The 20717-nt window shown below is 63.4% G+C and carries 18 protein-coding genes; 12 read left to right on the top strand and 6 right to left on the bottom strand.

The features are described 5' to 3' along the window. Nucleotides 1–8: 8 nt before the first annotated feature. The 3 genes from alaS to B8446_RS07765 all read left to right on the top strand — a co-directional run bounded on the left by alaS (nucleotide 9) and on the right by B8446_RS07765 (nucleotide 4300). On the top strand, nucleotides 9–2669 hold the full coding sequence (gene alaS / locus B8446_RS07775) for an alanine--tRNA ligase (RefSeq protein WP_048848774.1): 2661 nt from the start codon (nucleotides 9–11) through the stop codon (nucleotides 2667–2669). Nucleotides 2670–2741: 72 nt separating this feature from the next. Next, nucleotides 2742–3446 carry a carbonic anhydrase gene (locus B8446_RS07770; protein WP_241767690.1) on the top strand — a complete coding sequence of 235 codons (705 nt, stop codon included), beginning with the start codon at nucleotides 2742–2744 and terminating at the stop codon, nucleotides 3444–3446. A 26-nt stretch (nucleotides 3447–3472) separates the two neighbouring features. Beyond that, a complete protein-coding gene (locus B8446_RS07765) occupies nucleotides 3473–4300 on the top strand; it encodes an endonuclease/exonuclease/phosphatase family protein (RefSeq protein WP_084712170.1) in 828 nt (275 codons plus the stop codon). Here B8446_RS07765 and B8446_RS07760 read toward each other — a convergent pair. Further along, complete coding sequence (locus B8446_RS07760) at nucleotides 4289–5374, bottom strand: zinc-binding metallopeptidase family protein (RefSeq protein WP_048848848.1); 1086 nt, start codon at nucleotides 5372–5374, stop codon at nucleotides 4289–4291. The two genes, B8446_RS07765 and B8446_RS07760, sit on opposite strands and share 12 nt — an antisense overlap. Nucleotides 5375–5557: 183 nt before the next feature. Here B8446_RS07760 and B8446_RS07755 point away from each other — a divergent pair, with 183 nt between their 5' ends. From B8446_RS07755 to mtnK, 3 genes are read left to right on the top strand one after another with little or no spacing between them, the layout of a single operon-like run. Continuing rightward, nucleotides 5558–6532: an aldo/keto reductase gene (locus B8446_RS07755; RefSeq protein WP_048848771.1), complete on the top strand. Its 975-nt coding sequence runs from the start codon at nucleotides 5558–5560 to the stop codon at nucleotides 6530–6532. Next, entirely contained in the window at nucleotides 6529–7230 is a 702-nt protein-coding gene (locus B8446_RS07750; protein WP_048848770.1) for an NUDIX hydrolase, read from the top strand. The genes B8446_RS07755 and B8446_RS07750 overlap by 4 nt, the downstream gene beginning before the upstream one ends. An 11-nt stretch (nucleotides 7231–7241) precedes the next feature. Further along, on the top strand, nucleotides 7242–8456 hold the full coding sequence (mtnK, locus tag B8446_RS07745) for an S-methyl-5-thioribose kinase (protein ID WP_048848769.1): 1215 nt from the start codon (nucleotides 7242–7244) through the stop codon (nucleotides 8454–8456). A gap of 14 nt (nucleotides 8457–8470) precedes the next feature. Here the strand turns inward: mtnK and B8446_RS07740 are convergent, their stop codons facing one another. After that, nucleotides 8471–9502, bottom strand: coding sequence for an ABC transporter substrate-binding protein (locus tag B8446_RS07740; RefSeq protein ID WP_158507537.1), 1032 nt, complete (start codon nucleotides 9500–9502; stop codon nucleotides 8471–8473). A gap of 914 nt (nucleotides 9503–10416) precedes the next feature. Between B8446_RS07740 and B8446_RS16030 the strand changes: the two genes are divergently transcribed. The 3 genes from B8446_RS16030 (at nucleotide 10417) to B8446_RS07725 (ending at nucleotide 12687) form a co-directional block, all read left to right on the top strand. Continuing rightward, entirely contained in the window at nucleotides 10417–10632 is a 216-nt protein-coding gene (locus B8446_RS16030) for a hypothetical protein (protein WP_148505900.1), read from the top strand. A 21-nt stretch (nucleotides 10633–10653) separates the two neighbouring features. Then, nucleotides 10654–11355: a hypothetical protein gene (locus B8446_RS07735; RefSeq protein WP_148505899.1), complete on the top strand. Its 702-nt coding sequence runs from the start codon at nucleotides 10654–10656 to the stop codon at nucleotides 11353–11355. A 378-nt stretch (nucleotides 11356–11733) separates the two neighbouring features. Beyond that, on the top strand, nucleotides 11734–12687 hold the full coding sequence (locus B8446_RS07725) for a nucleoside hydrolase (protein ID WP_048848765.1): 954 nt from the start codon (nucleotides 11734–11736) through the stop codon (nucleotides 12685–12687). A gap of 8 nt (nucleotides 12688–12695) precedes the next feature. Here B8446_RS07725 and B8446_RS07720 read toward each other — a convergent pair whose 3' ends face one another. Continuing rightward, nucleotides 12696–14987: a TonB-dependent receptor gene (locus tag B8446_RS07720; RefSeq protein ID WP_048848764.1), complete on the bottom strand. Its 2292-nt coding sequence runs from the start codon at nucleotides 14985–14987 to the stop codon at nucleotides 12696–12698. A 453-nt stretch (nucleotides 14988–15440) separates the two neighbouring features. On the opposite strand from B8446_RS07720, the gene B8446_RS16715 reads away from it, so the two are divergent. After that, a complete protein-coding gene (locus tag B8446_RS16715) occupies nucleotides 15441–15572 on the top strand; it encodes a hypothetical protein (RefSeq protein ID WP_264921673.1) in 132 nt (43 codons plus the stop codon). Between the two features lie 496 nt (nucleotides 15573–16068). Here B8446_RS16715 and B8446_RS07705 read toward each other — a convergent pair whose 3' ends face one another. Both B8446_RS07705 and rpsD read right to left on the bottom strand, forming a co-directional pair. Then, entirely contained in the window at nucleotides 16069–17631 is a 1563-nt protein-coding gene (locus tag B8446_RS07705) for a peptide chain release factor 3 (RefSeq protein WP_048848762.1), read from the bottom strand. 115 nt (nucleotides 17632–17746) lie between these two features. Beyond that, a complete protein-coding gene (gene rpsD / locus B8446_RS07700) occupies nucleotides 17747–18364 on the bottom strand; it encodes a 30S ribosomal protein S4 (protein ID WP_048848761.1) in 618 nt (205 codons plus the stop codon). 162 nt (nucleotides 18365–18526) lie between these two features. On the opposite strand from rpsD, the gene B8446_RS07695 reads away from it, so the two are divergent. Together B8446_RS07695 and B8446_RS07690 are read left to right on the top strand one after the other, a co-directional pair. Beyond that, nucleotides 18527–18799 (top strand): hypothetical protein, encoded by a 273-nt coding sequence (locus B8446_RS07695; protein ID WP_048848760.1) that lies wholly within the window; start codon nucleotides 18527–18529, stop codon nucleotides 18797–18799. A 12-nt stretch (nucleotides 18800–18811) separates the two neighbouring features. Next, nucleotides 18812–19282, top strand: a complete 471-nt coding sequence (locus B8446_RS07690) for a LysM peptidoglycan-binding domain-containing protein (RefSeq protein WP_048848759.1) — start codon at nucleotides 18812–18814, stop codon at nucleotides 19280–19282. 19 nt (nucleotides 19283–19301) lie between these two features. Here the strand turns inward: B8446_RS07690 and B8446_RS07685 are convergent, their stop codons facing one another. Continuing rightward, nucleotides 19302–20705, bottom strand: coding sequence for an MATE family efflux transporter (locus B8446_RS07685; protein ID WP_048848758.1), 1404 nt, complete (start codon nucleotides 20703–20705; stop codon nucleotides 19302–19304). Nucleotides 20706–20717: the final 12 nt, after the last annotated feature.

Below are 20717 nucleotides of genomic sequence, written 5' to 3'. Positions count from 1 at the left end.
CCGCCGACATGACCAGTACAAACGATATCCGTTCGGCATTCCTCGAATTCTTCGGCGAGCGCGACCACCGCATCCTGCCCTCCGCTTCGCTGGTGCCGCAGAACGATCCCACCCTGCTGTTCACGAACGCCGGGATGGTTCCGTTCAAGAATGTCTTCACCGGCCAGGAGACACGGCCGTATTCGCGCGCGACCACGGCGCAGAAGGTCGTGCGGGCCGGGGGAAAGCACAACGATCTCGACAATGTGGGCTACACCGCGCGGCACCACACGTTCTTCGAGATGATGGGCAACTTCTCGTTCGGCGATTATTTCAAGGAACAGGCGATCGAGTATGCCTGGACGCTTCTGACCAAGGGTTTCGGCCTGAAGCAGGAAAAGCTTCTCGCGACGATCTATGCCGAGGATGAAGATGCGGCAGCGCTGTGGCGCAAGATCGCAGGTCTGCCGGATGAGCGGATCATCCGCATCCCGACGTCGGACAATTTCTGGCGCATGGGCGACACCGGGCCGTGCGGTCCGTGTTCCGAGATTTTCTATGATCATGGTGACAGCGTGCCTGGCGGCCCGCCCGGCTCTCCGGACGAAGATGGAGATCGCTTCGTCGAGATCTGGAACCTCGTGTTCATGCAGTTCTTCGAGGATCCTCCGGGCACTCGCACGCCCCTGCCCCGTCCGTCGATCGATACCGGCATGGGCCTGGAGCGCTTTGCGGCCATCATGCAGGGCAAGCGCGACAACTACGACACAGATACGCTCCGTGCACTGATCGAGGCATCCGCAGAAGCCGTTCATCAGGACCCCGATGGCCGCTTCCGGGCCAGCCATCGCGTCGTCGCCGACCATCTGCGTTCGACTGCCTTCCTCATCGCGGACGGGGTACTGCCGGCCAAGGATGGCCGCGGCTACGTCCTGCGTCGGATCATGCGGCGCGCGATGCGGCATCTGCACATGATGGGTGCAGCCGATCCGGTCTTCTACAAGCTGCTTCCGGCGCTGGTGCAGCAGATGGGCGGCGCCTATCCTGAGCTCGTGAGCCATCAGGCACTGATCGCCGAGACGATTCGGGACGAAGAGGAGCGGTTTGCGTCCATGCTGGAGCGCGGCATGGCGCTGTTGACCGACGAGACTGCAAGGCTCGGCGAGGGACAGGCGCTGCCTGGCGATGTCGCGTTCCGCCTGTATGACACATTCGGCTTTCCGCTCGATCTGACGCAGGACGCCCTGCGCGAGCAACATCGCACCGTCGACGTCGCAGGCTTCGAGACGGCGATGGCCGAGCAGCGGGCACGCGCACGTGCCGCCTGGGTCGGTTCCGGCGACACTGCACAGGAGACGATCTGGTTCGATGCGCGCGATCGCTTCGGACCGACCGAGTTTCTCGGTTACACCATGGAGAAGAGCGACGCCGAGACGCGTCTGGTGGCATCGGGCAACGAGACGCTTGACAGCGCGGGTCCCGGCACCAAGGTCGCGGTGCTGCTCAACCAGACGCCGTTCTATGGTGAAAGCGGTGGCCAGGTCGGCGATACGGGCGTCATCGTAGCGCCCGGCCTGCGGGTCGAGATCGACGATACGCAGAAGCGCAACGGAGACCTGCTGGTCCATTACGGCCGCGTGGTCGAAGGCACGCTGCGGCCCGGCCTGCCGGTGACGGCAATCGTCGATCATGACCGGCGCCAGTCCATTCGCGGACATCATTCGGCGACGCATCTGCTGCACGAGGCCATGCGCCGCACGCTCGGCACGCACGTCATGCAGAAAGGCAGCCTCAACGCGCCGGAGCGTCTGCGCTTCGACGTCAGCCAGCCGCGGCCCGTGACGCTCGAAGAGCTGCAGGCGATCGAAGCCGAGGTGAATGCGCGGATTCGCGAAAACTCCGAAGTCATGACCCGCTCGATGTCTCCCGAGCGCGCGGTCGAGGAAGGCGCGATGGCGCTTTTCGGAGAGAAATACGGCGACGAGGTTCGTGTGGTCTCCATGGGCCGTTCGGATTCGGACGATCGCAAGGCCTTCTCGATCGAGCTGTGCGGCGGCACTCATGTGGGGCGCACAGGCGAAATCGGATTGTTCCGTATCGTGTCCGAGAGCGGCGTGTCTGCAGGCGTGCGCCGGATCGAGGCCGTCGCAGGTCCGGCTGCCGAACGCCGCGCGCTCGAGACGGAAGAACGCCTCGAAGAGATCGCCCGGCTCCTGAAGGTCTCCGTCGCGGATGCACCCGCGCGAATCGCAAGCCTTCTGGACGAACGTCGGACATTGGCGACCCAGGTCGCGGATCTTCAGCGCAAGCTCGCAAGCCACGATGCCGCGGCCAACCAGGATGTCATCAACGGCGTGGCGCTGACGGTCGGCGATCTGGACGACACGCCGCCGAACCAGCTCAAGACCATCGCCGATGACGTGATCCGCGCATATGGCGATACGCATCCTGACGGAATCGCGGTTCTGGTCTCGGGAGCGGGTGGCAAGGGCAGCGTCGTCATCGCCCTGACCCCTGCCCTTGCCAGGCGCCTCAGCGCAGTCGATCTGGTGCGCAAGGCCAGCGCGCTGATGGGCGGGAAAGGCGGCGGCGGTCGCCCGGAAATGGCGCAGGCAGGCGGGCCGGAACCTGCGGCCGAGGCAGTCTTCGGCATGGTGCGGGAGGAGCTGGCAGCACTTCCCGCAGCGTGACGTCGTGTTTCGCGCCAATCTTTGATACGCTCGGCGGTGGTCGCGGCGACGTCTCCACGCGTAGATGGGGACATGACCGAAAAGAAGGACCCGACAATGGCGCAGCATGGCCGAAACAGCCTGATCGAACTTCTGGAAGGCGTCCGCACGTTTCGTGAAGACGTCTATCCCGAGAACCGCGAGCTCTTTGCGGAACTCGCCGAGAGCCAGTCTCCGGCGACACTGTTCATCACCTGCTCGGACAGCCGCATCAACCCGAGCATGATTACCCAGACCGAGCCGGGCGAACTCTTTATCGTCCGCAACGTCGGCAACATCGTGCCGCCCTATGGCGAGATGCTGGGCGGCGTATCCTCCGCGATCGAATATGCGGTGGGTGCGCTGCATGTGAAGAACATCGTGGTCTGCGGGCATTCCAACTGCGGCGCCATGGGCGCGCTGATGGATCCGGATTCGCCCAAGCTCGATGCGCTGCCGACCGTCCGCCGCTGGCTGCGGACATCAACGGCCGCGCGCGCGGTCGCGATGGCTCTTCGCGCCGACGATGCCGGCCCTGCGAGTGTCCGTGATCTGGCCGAGCAGAATGTCCTGCTGCAACTCACCCATCTTCGCACGCATCCGCTGGTTGCCGCAGCCATCGCACGTCGCGAACTGACCATTCAGGGCTGGTTCTACGACATCGCCAGCGGCGAGATCACCGTGCTCGACGAAACCTTGCGTCATCCGATTTCGGTGGATGCCGCCATCTCGGCCCTGTCCGGATCCAAGGCGTCCTGACCCGCCAATTCCTCTTCGCGTGTGCACTGGCGGTTTGCGCCAGTGCACACGCGAAGACGATCAAGCTCGCTACGTGGAACCTTGACTGGCTGACGCAAAGACCGCCGGGCGATCCGGCGTTGCCGTCCGATGTCGGTCGCCGCACTGACACGGATTTCGCCCGCCTCGCATCCTATGCGCGGCATCTGAATGCCGATGTGGTCGCGCTTGAGGAAATCGACGGACCACAGGTTGCGGCCCGTGTTTTTCCCCCCGAACGGTATCAGCTCATTCTGACCCCCGACGCTATCGTGCAGCGTACGGGCATCGCCGTGCGACGCGGGATCGGTGTGACGGTCAATGCGGAGCTCAGCGCGCTCAACACATATGGCAATGACGCGCCGCATCCCCTGCGCGGCGGCCTTGACGTGACCCTGACCGAAGGGCGCGCCCGACTGCGGGTTCTGGTCGTGCATCTCAAGACAGGATGCTGGGACCAGCCGCTGTCACAACGCGCCCATTCCTGCCCCACGCTGCTGCAGCAATTCCGCATCATCGACGACTGGGCGCTCGAACGGCAGGACGAAGGGGAGGCTTTCGCGATCCTGGGCGATTTCAATCGTCGGCTGACGGAGCATGACCCGATGATGGCCATGCTGGATGCCGATGCGCCGATGATGCTGACGACCGCAGGCTATGCCAGTCCCTGCTGGGGCGGCGAATATTTTATCGACCATATCCTGCTGGGGAACGCGGCGCGGACATGGCTCGAGCCATCCAGCCTGCGCGTCATGATCTATCGGGAAAGCCCGGACATCCGTTCTGCCCTTTCGGACCATTGCCCGGTGTCGGTCAGGCTCGACCTACCGGTCTGAGGGCGTCGTGCGGGACCACGCGTGCACGAGGCGATGCATGAAGGCCATCTTGTCCAGCACGGGCTGCGTCAGCACGAACGGATAGGCGTCGCGGAAGCCCATCGATCTGTTGAGGCTGTTCAGCAGGTAGATCATGGGCAGCCAGACGCCAGCAAGCGCGTGGAAATCCGCGCTCCTGAAGGGATCGACGTCCGCATGCGCCCGGAGCAGATCGGGCTCGGGCACGTGCGGGTCGGTCCTCAGGCCATAACTCTGCGCGGTCTCGAGCGCATCGATCATGTGCAGGTAATGCGCCCAGGTTTCGGCGAAATCCTCCCATGGATGCATGGTCGCATAGGCGCTGATGAAGTTCTCGCGCCAGTCGGCTGGCGGTCCTTCGTCATAATGACGCTTCAGGGCTGCGCCGTAATCCTTCCGGTCATCACCGAACAGCGCGCGGCATTCGTCCAGCGGACCGCCGCGCTGGACCAGCAGGTCCCACAGGTAGTGCCCGATTTCGTGACGGAAGTGGCCCAGCACGGTGCGATAATGCTCGCCCATGTTGATGCGCATCCGTTCGCGCTCGACGTCATCCGCCTCCCGCAGTGCAATCGTGATCAGCCCCCGGTCGTGCCCGGTCATCACCTTCTGGCGTCCCGGCACATCAGCGAGGAAGTCGAATGCCAGCCCATGTTCAGGGTCTTCGTGCCGGTCGGTGATCGGAAGATTGAGCTGCAGCAGGGTATGAAACAGACGGTGCTTCGCCCGCTCGAGCGCACGCCAACGCGAAAGATTGCCTGAATCCGTCAGGTCCGGAACCGTCTGGTTATGGCGACAGGCGAGGCAGAACCGATGGCGATCCGCCGCAGGAATGAGCCAGTTGCAGGCATCCAGTTCGGCATTCTCGCAGAAGCGAGCCGCATCGGGCGCATCTGCGGCGCCGACCGAACGCCAAGTCACCCCGTCTTCCATGGGATCGAGCGCGATGATCGCGCGGCGCGCCGGGTCATAGCCAAGCCGATGCCCACAGCGTGCGCAGCTGTCATTTTCGAAAAATGCCGTCTGATGACATGCCGAGCAGAAAAACAGCTTCATCGGATCGAGGCCTGCCACTTCATCTGCTTGCCCTCCAGCGTGGGGTCTATCTTCAGTCAACGACCGACCGAGGCAGTTTGTTCGCAGCCGCGCGTGCTCAATCTGTGCGCCCACGCCTGATCGCGTCTGTTATGAAGGGGCGATTGCCGCCCAGCGGCCCAGAACGACGAATGGAACCCCCGCATGCGGTATCGCACGCTCGGCCAGTCCGGCCTTCATGTCTCCGAACTCGGCCTCGGATGCAACAATCTCGGTGGCCGGATCGACGCCGCGCGCTCGCGCAGTGTCGTGCACGGAGCGCTGGATCTGGGAATCACGCTGTTCGACGTGGCCGATGTCTATGGCCGTCGCGATGCGCATGCCGGTGCGTCGGAAGAGGCGCTGGGCGCGGCACTGGTCGGCCACCGCGATAAAATCGTGCTCGCGACCAAGTTCGGCATGAAGATGGTATCGGACGATGATCCCGAAGGCCGACACTCCGGTGCGTCCCGCCAGTATATCGTGCAGGCTGTGGAAGCGAGCCTGCGGCGCCTGCGCACGGACAGGATCGATCTCTACCAGTTGCATGTTCCCGATCCGCGCACGCCGATCGAGGAAACGCTGCGTGCACTCGACGATCTGACACGAGCGGGCAAGATCCGCTTCGCCGGGCTTTCGAATTTTCCCGCCTGGCAGGTCGCGGATGCGTGGCATGTGGCGAAGGAAAACAAGCTGTCCGGTTTCGTAAGCTGCCAGGACGAGCTGTCACTCCTGTCACGCGATGCGCTGCGCGAACTCGTCCCGGCGCTCTCGCATTTCCGTCTGGGCCTTTTGCCCTATTTCCCGCTGGCGAGCGGCATGCTGACCGGAAAATATCGCGAAGGTGCGGCGCCTCCGGACAACAGCCGCATGTCGGCCTGGACCTATCTGGCACCCGCCTATCAGACGGATGGCAACTGGAGCCTGATCGATCGTCTGCGGCTGGTAGCCGATCGGTACGACCGGACATTGACCGAACTGGCCCTTGGATGGCTGCTGGCGCAGCCCGTCGTGAGCTCCGTCATCGCCGGCGCCACGAGCGTCGAGCAGGTTCGGGCCAATGCGCACGCCTGCGCCCGGCCGCTGACGGAGGCAGAGCTTGCGGCCGTGAATCAGGCTGTCGGGACCGCCGCGCCATGAGCGACTGGCCCACGATCCATCTCGCCCCTGCCCCGCGCGTCGTGCTGACCGGCGAACCGCCGCCGCTTTCGGATGCAATCGCAGCCCGGGTCCGTTCGCAATGGCTCTCCGCAACGGCCGAGCGTCCGGAGCTTTATGACGGACGCATCTTCACGGCGACGGACATCACACCCGAGACGATCACCGGCTTCTGGTGCCCCTACAGCCGCGCAATGACCCAGATGCGCGAGCCGACCCTGTATGCGGAACTCGCGCTCCGCCCGCTTGCCGTCACGGCACTCCTGCTCTGTCCCGAGGGCGCCGTGCTCGGGCGCCGCAGCAACCGTGCGATCTACCAGCCGGGGCTGTGGCAGGGCGTTCCGGCCGGAAGTGTGGAAAGCCGGTCCGGCGAGAGCAACGTCGACCTGCCCGAGCAGCTCCGCGCCGAGTTTCTGGAAGAGCTGGGCCTCGATGCCCGTGCGCTGACAATCGGACGGGCACGCGTCGCGTGTGAGCATCCGGACACGCATATCATCGACATCGCATTCGAAGCCCATACAACGCTGTCTTTTTCAGACCTCGAGGCCTTGTGGCGCCAGCGCGGGAACGAGGAATACGAAGCGCTCCGTCTCGTGCCGCCCGGCGCGTTTACCGAGGTCGCGCAAGATGAGACGGTCCTGCCGACGACGGTTGCGATGTTGCACGCGTTGCGGTCATAGAGAACGCCATCATGACGGCCTATCGCACACTCGCTATCCCTGCCCTTCGCGCGTATCTGGCCGAGCATCCAACGCTCGCCGGGCGGATCGGCCCGGATCCCGCCTCATGGCAGATTGCCGAGGTCAGCGACGGCAACCTCAATTCGGTCCATCTGGTGTCCGGTTCCGTGGGCGGCGTGTGCGTCAAGCAGTCCCTGCCGCATGTCCGTGTCGATCCGAGCTGGAAAATGCCGCTGGATCGGGCGCTTTACGAAGCGCGCTACATGCGCGAGACGGCGCCGTTCGTGGGCGACATGATGCCGGCGCTGCTCCACGATGACCCGGCGCTCTATCTGCTCGTGGTCGAAAGCCTGGCCGGGCACGCGGTCCTGCGCACCGCGCTCGCAACAGGCGACGCGGCCCCGGGTTTTTCCGGGACGATCGGTCGTTTCGTGGCGCGGTCGTGCTTCCTCGGCTCGACACTTGCAGCACCTTTCGAAAACATGGCCCGGCGACTGGAGAAGTTCTCCGGCAATACGGCGCTGACCCGGATCACGGTCGATCTCGTGCTGACCGATCCATTCGGAGGCTCCAGCCGGAACCGCATCGATCATCCCGAACTGGAGCCGCTCGTCGGGACCCTGCAATCGGATCCGCGCCTGCGTGCGGCGGCGGGCGCGTTGCAGGAGCGGTTTCTGTGCGCACCGCAGGGCTTGCTGCATGGCGATCTGCATACGGGTTCGATCATGCTTCGCGCTGGCGCCGACAGGCCGGATGTCCGCGTGATCGACGGCGAGTTCGCCCATTGCGGTCCGATCGGTTTCGATTGCGGCCTCTATCTCGGCAATCTGGCATTGCACGCCATCGCCAATCCGGCGGCATCGGCCATGATGCAGGCCGAAGCCGCCCTGTTCCTGAAGACGTTCGAGACGGAATTTCGCCGCCTCTGGCAGGATCATGTCGGACAGGGCGACATGCACTCCCTGCTGACGCCCGGCACCCTCCCCGATGTCATGGATCGATACCTCGCAGGCGTTCGTCGCGACACGGCGGGTTTCATGGGTGCCGAAATCATTCGCCGTACGATCGGTTTTGCCCATGTCTCGGATTATGACCTCTGCCCGACGACGGAGGCACGGATCGCGGCCATGACACGGGCGTTGCGCGTCGGGCGCGCGCTGATGCTCGAGGCCGGAACGATCAAGACAGATGCCGATTTCTGGCACCGCGTCGACGCGTCGACATAGATTGAAGGCGCCTCTCAGGCCGGCGCTGTCCGCGCGTCCATCGCGTTGTTGAACGAGAGGTCGACCGCTTTGCGCCAATCGGCATCACCGGGCAGAAGGCCGGCCTGCACCATGAAATCGCGGATCGCCGAAATCCTCTGCGTCGACATCGGACCGATCGGCGTGCCCGGCGCGCCGAATACGCCCAGCGCCTGGAACGTGCGGCGGGACCAGAGGATCTGGGCCTCCGTCATCATCGGATTGGCTCGCATGATGGCCGCGTTTGCAGGCGCCGGATCATGCGCCAGCCAGTCCGCCCATCCGCGCATGCTGGCGCGCAGGAAACGCGTCAGGGCGTCGCGCCGCTCATCGATCACCGGCGCCGTCGTGACCAGAACGTTCCCGTAATTCTCGAACGCGCAATCGGAGAACATGAAGAAGCGATACGGCAGGCCTTTCTGCTGCACCGCGTACGGCTCGGACGTCGCAAAGGACTGGATGGCGACATCCGGACCGATCACGAACGGGCGCACATCAAACGCATAGGGCCGGACCTGCGCATCGTCGAAGCCATAGCGCTGGCGGAGATAGGGCCAGAGCGCTGCCCGCACTTCCGTGCTCAGCAGGATCCTATGGCCGCGCAGATCCTCGATACGGGTCACGTCCGGATGCGTCATGAGGCCACCGAGCGCTTTCTGGAACGTCGTTGCGACCGCCACTGTCGGAATGCCGCGAGAGGACGCGCGCATCGCCTCATCCGCACCGCCGATAATGACGTCGTAATGACCGGCAAGCAGAAGCTGCGTTCCATTGACCTGCGGCCCGCCGGCCTCGATCACCACATCCAGCCCTTCGGCCGTGTAGTAACCGCGCGCCTGTGCCTGATAGAATCCTGCGTGTTCGGCCTGCGCATACCAGTTGGTCAGAAAGCGGATCGGCGCGGTGTCTGCGCGCGCATGCGCCATCGTCAGCGCCCCCGCTGCACCAGCAAGCACGCTGCGACGTCCGATCGCCCGGGACGCACGGAGCAACCGGGGCGAGGCAGGATGACAAGACATGTCCGGCATCACAGATCGATCCTCCATCGGAACGGTCCCGACACCCTATCGGTTTGACGCAGTGCTGCAAGCGTCACATTTCAAATGCTGAGCCGGGGTGCCCGACAACCCAATTTCTGGAATTCCGCCGCAGTCATCGCGAAGCAGGCACGCCTGTACCGCCTGGAGGTAATTGCGGAATTGTAAGGTCGAGCAAGGGACAACCCGAGATGATGGCGTATGTCCCGGCGGACATCGACGCGTAGTGCTCGCAATCCTTGGCCTGTCCGCTGAAGTGGCCGGCCTGATCTCGATATAGCCCTGCCCGGCGCATGCTGGTCCGGCGTTCTGGCCGGCTACATTGCGGATAACGGCGCCGAGGCGGTCAATCTCCGTGCAATCATCAAGATTGGCCGACATGATGCGCAATGCTCGTCGATGAAGCGGGCGCATCAACAGACGCGTGCAGCGTCGATCCGCGCTTGTGTCTGCACCGTTGCAGGTCGCCCGCGTTCCGTTCTTGGGTGTCGAGCAAAGCGTACGGCCGATAATGAAGGCAGCCATGAGCCTATCGGATAGGCGGTGGCAAGCCATCACACGGCCCGCTGAGCGTGAATCAGAGCTTCGAGCTATCCCGCACGTCGTCCGTCGGTGGGCGTTCAACAAAAACAGCGAGCCGGCCAGCGGTCCTCTGACGCCCAATATCTGGCGGCCTATCGAGCAGATAACGCAGTGCACTTATGGCATAGGCATCCATTTTTTCGCCGATGTCACATACGCTCCCAGTGGCCACCCGTCGCGCGCCGGGTCAGAGGACCGACGGTTCACGTCCACCATTCCTGTCTGAACGGTGCGCCCACTGGAAATTGTATGAAATTCTCTGGCACACCAAGGTGAATCCTGACACACTATGATAATAAACGGTGTGTCGGAGGTATAGGGCCATGCTCCGTAATGAGATCAACCTGTTCAGGGCGTTGCTTCTCGCGATCCTGACGTCTTCGACCGCCCGTGCCGCCAGCAACGCTCATATGACGCCAGCCGGGCCCTCGAACCCGTCGGGTGAAACGATCACTGTTCATGGCGTCAGCCCGGATTCAGTTCGTCACGCCGTGGAACAGGTGACGACGGCTCCTTGGTACGAGCAGGTTTCTCGTTGAGGTGCTCCTCCCTGTCCTGTTGTGTCAGGACTGCGCGAACCGTTTTACAGCATCGTGGCCAGTCACACTAATCGCTTGTCCAGATTGGCGTTCAAGGGACAGGAAGCAGACTGCTCGAAACAGAACCTGCTCATCTTCTTTACTCAGAACGGCACGCAGACCTTCAATACCGTGCTCCACGACGATCCCTTCCTCGGAAGAGGCACTGATTCCAGCGGCCTGACGCGCGATGACTATGCACTACCGGACGAATCCGACATCAGGCAGTTACGCGAGGACCGACCGGTCCGATGGTATCGCGCAATCAGCACCGATCCGGCGGACGGCGTGATTGCAATACTGTCGCGCGGATCCCAGGCTTCTGGACCGGCCAAGGTCCTGTCGGACAGCATTAGAGGCGTGTTTGGTCACAAGCGGACACAGCTGCGCGCAACCTACCTCATCATGATCGTCGACCTTCCCCGATCCGCCGGGCCGACCTGGGGACAACTTGCCGACTACATTGCCTTCGCGAGTCTGACGTCTCCGAAACTCGGTGATGTTTTCTACAAAGGATCGATCATGAGCCTGTACAATCAGGATCGGTTTCAGCAGGGGGCTCCCAGGCAGCTGACGTCGTTCGACCTTGCGACATTGCAAGCCCTCTACGGCGCGGATGCTGATCTGGCAGCGCATGACGAGCAGGCGGAAATCACCCATGAAGTGACGAGCGAAATCCGGTAAGGGGTAGCTGTTCGCGATCTCCTCATCGTCATGCGCTCCGCCGCAGAACGCGCGCACGCCCACATCCGGAACTGAAAACGCACAGTCGGTACCGCGTCTGCTCGCGTCATCCCCAGCCGTCGGCATCGCCGTGTCGCAGCCGACTATGCGGGTCGGCAACCACCTCCTCCGGGCAACTGACCACGACGCGGCCGCATACTCCATGACCCGACGCGACATGCGCTTTGAAAACGAAAGCACCATCGGGCGTCACGAAAAGAACCCGGAAATCCGTCTGCCCCTGTCCGGATGTGATCGAACCGATAACGTATCGATGATGCGGCGGAGGCATTTGTCATGATACGAATCCGGATCGCTCTCACAGCCGAAAGCCCTGGCATGACCGACACCGCGCCCCGGACGATCGTCATCGACACCGATCCAGGCCAGGACGATGCCGTCGCAATTCTCCTTGCCCTCGCATCTCCCGAACTCGACGTGGCAGGCATCACGACTGTCGCAGGCAACGTGCCGCTCCCGCACACGACCGCCAACGCCATCCGCATTCTCGATCTGGCCGAGCGGGCCGACATCGCCGTCCATGTCGGCGCCGACCGTCCGCTCGTAGCCCGTGCACCTGTCACGGGCGCACATGTCCACGGCCCGACAGGGCTGGACGGGTCCGATCTCCCTGCCCCGTCCCGGGCGCCCGCCTCGACCGATGCCTTGGGTTTTCTTGCGCGGACATTGCGCGAGCGGGACCCGGGTTCGGTCACATTGGTTGTGCTGGGACCGATGACCAACAGCGCGAACCTGTTCACCAGGGCACCCGACGCATTCTCGCGTATCCGGGACATCGTGTGGATGGGCGGCGCCTGTTTCGAAGGAGGCAACATCACCCCGAGCGCGGAATTCAACGTCTATGTCGACCCGGAAGCCGCGGACATTGTCCTGCGCGCCGGAATCCCGCTCACGATGGTGCCGCTGGACGTGACACATCAGTGCCTTACGACACCGGCGCGGCTGCGACGCTTTGCAGAACTCGGCAACAGGGCCGGACAGGTTGTGGCTGGAATGCTCGGCTTTTCCGAACGGTTCGACCTTGCGAAATATGGCGGGTCGGGCGCGCCACTTCACGATCCATGCACGATCGCATGGCTGCTGCGTCCTGATCTCTTCACGGGTCGGGAATGCCATGTCGGCATCGAATGTGCGGGCACGTTCACGCGGGGCGCGACCTGCGTCGACTACTGGCATGTCACCGACCGTCCGCCCAACGTGTTCTATCTGAGAAACGCCGATACGGACGGGTTCTATGACCTGCTGGCAGAGCGGATCGCCCGTCTGCCATAGGATAAGAGTTACAGGCCGACGCTGACCGTCATCAGAGCCGCGAACCCGGGATCGATGTAGTAGGTCGGGCTGCTGCCGGCGATCGTGCCACCGAATACGCCGCGTGTCGCGCGGGCGTTGTTCGTATAGCCGTAGACACCGATCCTCTGCGTCGATCCGTTGAGATTGTTGAGCGAGACCTGGATTTTCGGCGTCTTGAGGAAGCCCAGCCGTGCACGGCGGTAGCCGAACGTCATGGAATCCGTCACGTATCCCGGCACGGTCTCGTCGTTCATGAGGGTCGCGTATTGCGTGCCCACATAGCGCACGTTGAGATTGCCGAAGAAATGGCCGTCGTCATAGGTGAGCCCCAGACCCGCCTGGTAATGCGGGCTCAGGATCTGCGTTTTTCCGGCCGTCGGCAGGTAGTCCGTCTGGTCGGTCGTCGTGGCGGCCTCGACGTTGTTGTCCTGCCGCGCATTCAGATATGCGAAAGTGACATAGGGCGTGAACCGTCCCCAGAATGGCGTCGTGGCAAGCTGGACATCCACGCCACGGCTGGTCTGTCCGCCGGCGTTCAACGTCCGACTGATCTGGACGCCGTTCTGGTAGGTATTGAGCGTCAAAAGCCGGTTGACGATGTTCATGTTGTAGAAAATGACGGACGCGATCAGGCGGTCTCCGTTGTAGCGGTATCCCAGTTCTTCCTTGATCGCGTATTCGGATTTCGGCGTTGAACTGCCGTTGACCAATGCGCCGGAGGAAATCGAATAGGCATCCAGCGTGCTGCCCATGTAGGGCTGACGATAATCGCCCTCACCCAGCACGTAGAGCTGGTTTCGCCGGTCGAAGTTGTATCGGATACCGAGCGTCGGAAGCGGCACGTTCTCACTGACGCCCTGATGCGGGGTCGAGCCCGCAAGATAGTTGTCAGCGGAACGCGTGACCATCACATCCTTGAAACCTGCCGATATATTCAGGCGATTGTCGAACCAGGAAAAGCTGTCGCCAAGATAGATCGCATTGAGCTGGTAGTGCAGAAAATAGTCGGCGGCATACCATTTGCCGCCGCCTGCCACGGTATACTGGTTGTGGCCCTGCGTGATGTCGAAGGGATTGCCCGACGACTGATCGACAATGCCGACCGGATCCTTCTCGTTGAGATTGTAGTTTTCGTACCAGTACCCGGCATACAGATCGTTATGCGCGGTGTGCCAGTTCAGCTTGAGGTTGTTTCCACCGATATAGGTCAGGCCGTAGCCTGCGCTGTCCACGAGCACCGACGTTCCGGCCGGGACCGACGATGCACCCGTCCCCTGGGCGAGGTTGACATCCACCGTCGAGGCACCGGCATAGGTGCTGCCCTGTTGTACCGTCGTCCCGCCCAGCGACCATCCATAGCCGTACCAGAAATAGGGCGTGTCGGTCAGCGTCAGGTTGTGAGGCAGCACGAACTTCATGGGCATCAGCACAGTGCCGGAATAGAACGGATCGGCCGTGTTCAGCTTGTAGAAGCTTCCATCGGTGACGCCGCCGTAGGTCGCGTCGGGGCTGCCCCATTTCGACTGCCGCCAGACGGACAGCGTGGGGTTGTAGTAATATCCGGAACTCGAAATATTCAGGACCTGTTCGAAAGCGATCGAACTGCCATTGGCAAATGTCTTAAGGATTTTTGCGTCCGAGTGGATCTTGCCCTGCTCCCCGACGCCGAACCAGTGCTGCTCTTTCGCTTCGGAAACTGAGGCAAAGGCGCGGACGCCCGAATGACCGATCTCACCGGTGTCGCCACGGAAAAATCCGCGATAGGTGTTGAACGAGCCATAGGTGAAGTCGGTCTGGGCGCCTGCATGCTCGGTCGGATCGCGCATTTTCGTGTAGATCGTGCCGGCCAGCGAACTGGTCACCGGGTCGTCAGTCGCGGCCGATCCGGGCGCGATCGCGATCTCCTGCATGTTCTCCGTGTCCAGCATCTCGGCCTGATAGGATCCGGCGCCTGGAGACAGGGTCGGCGCGCCGTCCATCACCCAGCCGATATCATTACTCGACAGTCCACGGACCTGAATTCCGGAACTGTTGATGCCTGCCGCATCGCCCGGCATGACGTTGACGCTGGGCATCATGGACAGAAGGTTTGCGACGTTCTGGGTCGGTGACTGCTTGGCGATATAGTCCTGGCTGACGGTCTGGATGTTGCGCGGCACGTCGACGCGCCGCAGCAGGCCGCCACCGATGGTCAGATTGCGACGCGCGCTGATGACATCGACATTTTCCGCCTTTGCATGGGGCTGCACGGGGGGCGCGACCGTGGTGGATGCAGGCACTGCAGTCCCTCTCGCAGGGATCGCCGCGGGATGCATCGCATGCCGATGGGGCGCAACATGGCGAGAACCGTGAGCTTTGGAAGCATGACCCGCTGCATCAGACGCCGACTGCGCGAGAACCACGCAGGGGCTGAGCGCTGTCGAGACCAGCACTGCGCTCGTCAGAACGGAACACACTTTCCGGGACATCTGAATACTCCACGTGACGCCGATATCCCTGCCCGCACCGGAATCGGAACGTGATGGGACCGAAACGAGCTTAACCGTATCGATTTGGCAATTTCCAGAAATTTATCCGAGCAGTCAGTTTTGGAGCATGAGGGTCTGCAAAGACGTCATACGGGCCATGAGATGCCCCCCGGCTGCCCTGCCCGGCCGCGGGATCACACGGATTGTTTTTCGGAACTCTCAGGGATGGCGTGTCTTGAGTCCGTATCCATCAAGGAGGCAGATATGCCTGATCCCAAAAACCCGACGTCGCCGGGTTCGGAAGAGCCCTTCGAGCCTTATCCCGACAGAAGCCCCCAGCAGGACGAAGGCCCGGAACACGAAGGCGGTCCGGAGAACGGTGGAGACGCCAAATGACCGGCTCACAAGAACAGTTTCCGCCGGAACAGCCGGCGCCCAAGCCCGAACCGGACAAGCCGACACCGATGCCGCAGGATCCGGGCAATCCGACGAACTGACGAAACCCTGCTTCGGCAGGGTTTCTTTTTGTGTCGATTCTACTGCGCCACGTGGGGCGCGTTACCAGCGCGGAGGTACCCCATGAAAACGTTCATGATTGCTTCGTTCGGGCTTCTTCTCGCGCTTCCCCTCGCCGCTTGTGACGATCAGGGCATGTCGGCGCAATCGTCGCATCATCATCACTGGCGCGGCCCGGGTGGCTATGACTCTCCAACGACTTCGCCGACACCCGGCCCGGCGTCCGGCTCCGCCCCGCCGTCACCGACGCAGCCGTAACGGTCGGACAGGCCGCAGCGAGACCTGTTATGCCCGGGTCTCGCCTCTCCCACGCAGTAGCCGGTGTACGAAGAACGCCGCTGTCGCGCCTGGCTGACGGGCGACCAGCGCTGCTCCATCATCCGATGTCGATGCCGATCTGCTTGATGTCGTGAAACGCGAGATCCGGATTCTGTTCGGCCATGCGGCGCATCATGAACGCGGAGCTGGCGAGGAAGACCGGGTCACCGTCGATATCGTCCGCCATGGCCGAACGGTTGACCATCGAGAAGGTCTCGAGCTTGGCCTTGTCACCCGTAACCCAGCGCGCAAGTGTGTAAGGCGTCGATTCGAAGCCGATCGCCACGCCATACTCGCCCTTCAGGCGCGACTGAAGCACGTCGAGCTGCAGCGTGCCGACCACGCCTACGATCGGCGGCAGTCCGTCCTGCGGACGGAACAGCTGCACCACCCCCTCCTCTGCCAACTCGACCAGCGCTTGGCGCAGCTTCTTGGCCTTCATCGCGTCATCAAGACGCACACGACGCAGGATTTCGGGCGCGAAGTGCGGAACGCCCGTGAAGCGCAGGTCTTCTGTCTCGGTCAGCGTGTCGCCGATCCTGAGCGTTCCGTGGTTCGGGATCCCCACGACGTCGCCGGCAAATGCTTCTTCGGCCAGCTGCCGGTCGCGGGCAAAGAAGAACTGCGGGGTATGGAGCGCGAACTGCTTGCCGGTGCGGCCATGGCGCAGCCGCATCCCGCGCGTGAGACGTCCCGAGCAGATGCGCGCGAAGGCCATGCGATCGCGGTGGTTCGGGTCCATGTTCGCCTGGATCTTGAACACGAGCGCCGTCATGTCCGGCTCGTCCGCCGCCACCACCCGGCTTTCGGAGGGCTGCGACCGGGGTGCCGGACCATAGGCCACCAGCGCATCCAGCAGATCGATGACACCGATTTCCTTCATGGCGGAGCCGAAGAAGACCGGCGTAAGGTGCCCGGCGTCGAACGACTCCCGGTCGAACGGCGGCAGTGCGGCCTCGACCAGCTCAAGCTCTTCGGCGAGCGTCGTCATGCGTTCGTCGGACTGGGACAGGGTCTCGTGAGGGCGCACCTCACGCGTACGCAGGTCGTACGTTCCGGCAAATTTCGCGGCACGGCCGATCGGCCACGTTGCGGGTGACGTGTCGAGTGCGAGGCCTGAGCCGATCTCGTCCAGAAGGGCGAAGCTGTCCTGCGCCTCGCGGTCCATCTTGTTGATGAACGTGACGATCGGAATGTCGCGCAGGCGGCAGATCTCGAACAGCTTGCGCGTGCGGGCCTCGATGCCCTTGGCGGCATCGATCACCATCACGGCGCAATCCACCGCCGTCAGCGTCCGGTAGGTATCTTCGGAGAAGTCCTCATGGCCGGGCGTGTCGAGCAGGTTGAAGATGCATCCGCCATATTCGAACGTCATGACCGAGGTGACGACCGAGATGCCACGGTCGCGCTCGATGCCCATCCAGTCCGAACGCGTGCGGCGACGCTCGCCCTTGGCACGCACGTTGCCTGCCATCTGGATCGCGCCGCCCGCCCTCAGGATACGCTCGGTCAGCGTCGTCTTGCCGGCATCCGGATGCGAGATGATGGCGAATGTGCGCCGACGGGCGATTTCATCGGAAATCCGGGCGCTGAGAGCGGTATCGGTCAGGGTCTCGGACATCGGCAGTCACCAGAAAACGGAGGACAGAAACGCGAAACGCCGGGCGAGACTGATGTCCCGACCGGCGTTCCGACGATAGCACGAGGCGGCGGTCATACCGCCGCCCCAGCCAGACTCAGCGCGAGTAGAACTCGACGACCAGGTTCGGCTCCATCTGCACCGGATACGGCACGTCGGCGTGACGCGGCGCACGGATGAACTTGCCCTTCATCTGGCGGTGGTCGACCTCGACATACTCCGGCGCATCGCGCTCGGGGCTCTGGGCGGCATCGAGCACGACGGCGAGGTGCTTGGACTTCTCGCGCAGCTCGATCTCGTCGCCATCACGCACGAGGAACGACGGAATGTTGACCTTGCGGCCGTTTACCAGAACGTGGCCGTGGCTGATCAGCTGACGGGCGGCGAACGGCGTGATCGCGAACTTGAGGCGGTAGATCACCGCATCCAGGCGGCGCTCCAGCAGCTCGATCAGGTTCTCCGAGGTGTCGCCCTTACGACGCACGGCTTCCTCGTAGTACTTGCGGAACTGCTTCTCGCTGATGTTGCCGTAGTAGCCCTTGAGCTTCTGCTTCGCCATCAGCTGGACCGAGAAGTCCGACGGCTTCTGCTTGCGGCGCTGGCCGTGCTGACCGGGGCCATATTCCCGCTTGTTGACCGGCGATTTCGCGCGGCCCCACAGGTTGACGCCGAGGCGGCGATTGATCTTGTACTTGCTTTCCTGGCGCTTTGACATTGCGTCGAGGCCTTCTTCGTATCGGACCGCCCGGTTTCCCTGACCGGTGGGCGATCGCTTGTTGCACCGGTAGGCCCAGCACCATCCTGGTGCTGAACGGGGCGATACAGTCGACAAGGCCAGTGCAGGCGGGCCGGCAGGAACCCGCGATGTCCCGAAACGATGTCGTTTTCGGATGCGCTGGCCGGTCGTCGTCCTCGTTCCCGGCAGTGGCGCGCGTCCTACGCGACCGAGGTGCGGCTTGTCAATGTTTTCGGCCGGCGTCCGGGCCGCTTCTTCCGCGCGGAACCGAACCGCGAAGCCAACGTTCCGAAGGCCTGTGTCGCGTGGGTGTTGCACCGCAATCCGCGCATGACTATTCCGGCGTCGCGTATCCGGGCGGCCGATATTCGCGCCGCATGGCAGGCCGCGACATCCGGACACGATATTCAGTAATGGAGCGATCCGATGCGTATCTTCAAGTTCAACCCCTCCGCGGGACGTCGCTTCGACCAGGATGCGCTTGACGCGATCCAGCATGCCGGCTCGGCCACGCCGGGTGCGCCGAAAGAGAATTTCATCAAGCGCGCCTTCAAGCAGATCGGTCTCGCGCAGGTCGGCATGGCCCACATCGTCGTCGAGGACCGCACGATCACCATCAAGGGCCAGGCCCAGTCCGCCGCAGAGCGCGACCACATGATCCTGGCCGCGGGCAATATCGCGGGCATCGAGGCGGTGAAGTCCGAGATCGCCGTCCCCGCCGGCACGCCGGACCCCGTGTTCCACACGGTCAAGCCGGGCGAGACGCTCGAGACCATCGCGGAGACGATCCCGCACGACGTCAGCGCGGAAGACCTGCACGAAGCCAACGCGCCCATCCTGCACAAGGAAGGCGAGGTCTATCCGGGCCAGACCATCCGCGTGCCGACCGAGAACTGAGGCCTGGCGCGGCCTCTAGTCAGGCCGCCTGTTTCAGCGGGATTTCCCCGCGCGACAGGCGGCCCATCATGACGCCCAGACGGATCGCCAGAAGCACCGCAACCGTCGCAAGGCCCGTCAGAAGACCATACCACAGACCATTCACACCAAGTCCCAGCGAATGGGCGAACCATCCTCCGGCGATCGAGCCGAGAACCGTGAAGCCAAGAACGGTCAACACCATCGGCACCACGGCATCGCCTGCACCGCGAAGTGCGCCCGCAAATACGACCTGTAGACCGTCCCCGATCTGATACAGCGCGCCGATCCGCAGCAGTCCCGCAGTCGTCGCCACGACCGCAAGTGATCCGGCCTGTGTCGTATCGAGATAAAGGCGAGCGATCGGCACGGCGCAGACATGCAGTGCTACGGCGCAGATGAGCGTCCAGACGAAGACGGCACCGACCGCGACGAACACGGCCCGCCGCGCCTGATCGCCTCGCCCCGCACCCAGCCAGAACGAGACCCGCACGTTGACGGCCTGCGAAATTGCAAGCGTCACCATGAATGTCGTCGCGCATACCGTGATCGCAATCTGGTGCGCCGCGAGCGCCTGCGTGCCGAACTTCCCGGCGCGCAACGAAGTCGCCTGGAACATCAGGATCTCGGCGGCGGCGGCCATCGTCATCGGGAGGCCGAGGCGGACCATCTCCGCAAAGCCCGGCCAGTCCGGACGCGCGAACCGCAGATGCGACCGCGTGGCCTTGTCGCTCCAGACCAGGATCATGAGGGCGGCCGCCACCACCCAGCCCGTCACGGCCGTCGCGACAGCCGAGCCCCACAGCCCCAGACGCGGCAGAAACAGCCAGCCATGGATCAGGCCGGCGTTCAGAAACCCGTTCAGCACCGCCATGATCGGCATCGTCCACAACATCAGCCGCTGCGCGCCCAGCGCCGGCAACGCCGCCCGAAGCAGACCGATGACCAGCAGGTCGGGCGGCAGCGCCAGCAGCAGGATCTTCGCGAAACGGCTGGTCTGATCCACGATGATCGGCGGCTCGTGCAACGCGCTCAGCAGGCTGTGCGCCATCAGCAGCAACGCCGCGCACGGCAGACACAGCAGCAGCCCGAACAGGAGCGCGTTCGTGCCCTGGCCCGGGACCTCGTGCGGACGCCCGGCACCCAGGCTGCGCGACATCATGATACCGGCCGCGCCAAGGCCTGACTGGAACGTCGCAAGCGTCGTGAAGAACAGGCTGGTGGCCAGACCGCCGATCGCCACCGCATCAGGGCTGATCGTGCCCAGAAGGGCCGTATCCGTCGTGCCCATTGCCATTTCGGCAAGCTGGGAAATGCTCAGGGGAAGCGCTATTCCGACGAGTGCTGCGAGATGCGCGCGCGTGCCGGTCTGATCGTCCGTCGCAGGTGGTCCTGATTGTGCCATGGGATCGGGTTC

The sequence above is a fragment of the Tanticharoenia sakaeratensis NBRC 103193 genome (genome assembly GCF_000963885.1).
GTDB classification, from domain to species: domain Bacteria; phylum Pseudomonadota; class Alphaproteobacteria; order Acetobacterales; family Acetobacteraceae; genus Tanticharoenia; species Tanticharoenia sakaeratensis.
The sequence above is the reverse complement of the archived record's forward strand: the minus strand, read 5'-3'. Positions and strand labels throughout refer to the sequence as shown.

What these genes read in the sequence shown, in the direction of transcription:
- B8446_RS07760 (WP_048848848.1), bottom strand. Translation starts at nt 5,374, where the DNA reads ATGAAGCTGTTTTTCTGCTCGGCATGTCATCAGACGGCATTTTTCGAA.
- rpsD (WP_048848761.1), bottom strand. Translation starts at nt 18,364, where the DNA reads ATGTCAAAGCGCCAGGAAAGCAAGTACAAGATCAATCGCCGCCTCGGC.
- B8446_RS07770 (WP_241767690.1), top strand. Translation starts at nt 2,742, where the DNA reads ATGACCGAAAAGAAGGACCCGACAATGGCGCAGCATGGCCGAAACAGC.
- B8446_RS07685 (WP_048848758.1), bottom strand. Translation starts at nt 20,705, where the DNA reads ATGGCACAATCAGGACCACCTGCGACGGACGATCAGACCGGCACGCGC.
- alaS (WP_048848774.1), top strand. Translation starts at nt 9, where the DNA reads ATGACCAGTACAAACGATATCCGTTCGGCATTCCTCGAATTCTTCGGC.
- B8446_RS07695 (WP_048848760.1), top strand. Translation starts at nt 18,527, where the DNA reads ATGTCGTTTTCGGATGCGCTGGCCGGTCGTCGTCCTCGTTCCCGGCAG.
- B8446_RS07740 (WP_158507537.1), bottom strand. Translation starts at nt 9,502, where the DNA reads ATGCCGGACATGTCTTGTCATCCTGCCTCGCCCCGGTTGCTCCGTGCG.
- B8446_RS07725 (WP_048848765.1), top strand. Translation starts at nt 11,734, where the DNA reads ATGACCGACACCGCGCCCCGGACGATCGTCATCGACACCGATCCAGGC.
- B8446_RS07705 (WP_048848762.1), bottom strand. Translation starts at nt 17,631, where the DNA reads ATGTCCGAGACCCTGACCGATACCGCTCTCAGCGCCCGGATTTCCGAT.
- B8446_RS16715 (WP_264921673.1), top strand. Translation starts at nt 15,441, where the DNA reads ATGCCTGATCCCAAAAACCCGACGTCGCCGGGTTCGGAAGAGCCCTTC.
- B8446_RS07755 (WP_048848771.1), top strand. Translation starts at nt 5,558, where the DNA reads ATGCGGTATCGCACGCTCGGCCAGTCCGGCCTTCATGTCTCCGAACTC.
- mtnK (WP_048848769.1), top strand. Translation starts at nt 7,242, where the DNA reads ATGACGGCCTATCGCACACTCGCTATCCCTGCCCTTCGCGCGTATCTG.
- B8446_RS07750 (WP_048848770.1), top strand. Translation starts at nt 6,529, where the DNA reads ATGAGCGACTGGCCCACGATCCATCTCGCCCCTGCCCCGCGCGTCGTG.
- B8446_RS16030 (WP_148505900.1), top strand. Translation starts at nt 10,417, where the DNA reads ATGCTCCGTAATGAGATCAACCTGTTCAGGGCGTTGCTTCTCGCGATC.
- B8446_RS07690 (WP_048848759.1), top strand. Translation starts at nt 18,812, where the DNA reads ATGCGTATCTTCAAGTTCAACCCCTCCGCGGGACGTCGCTTCGACCAG.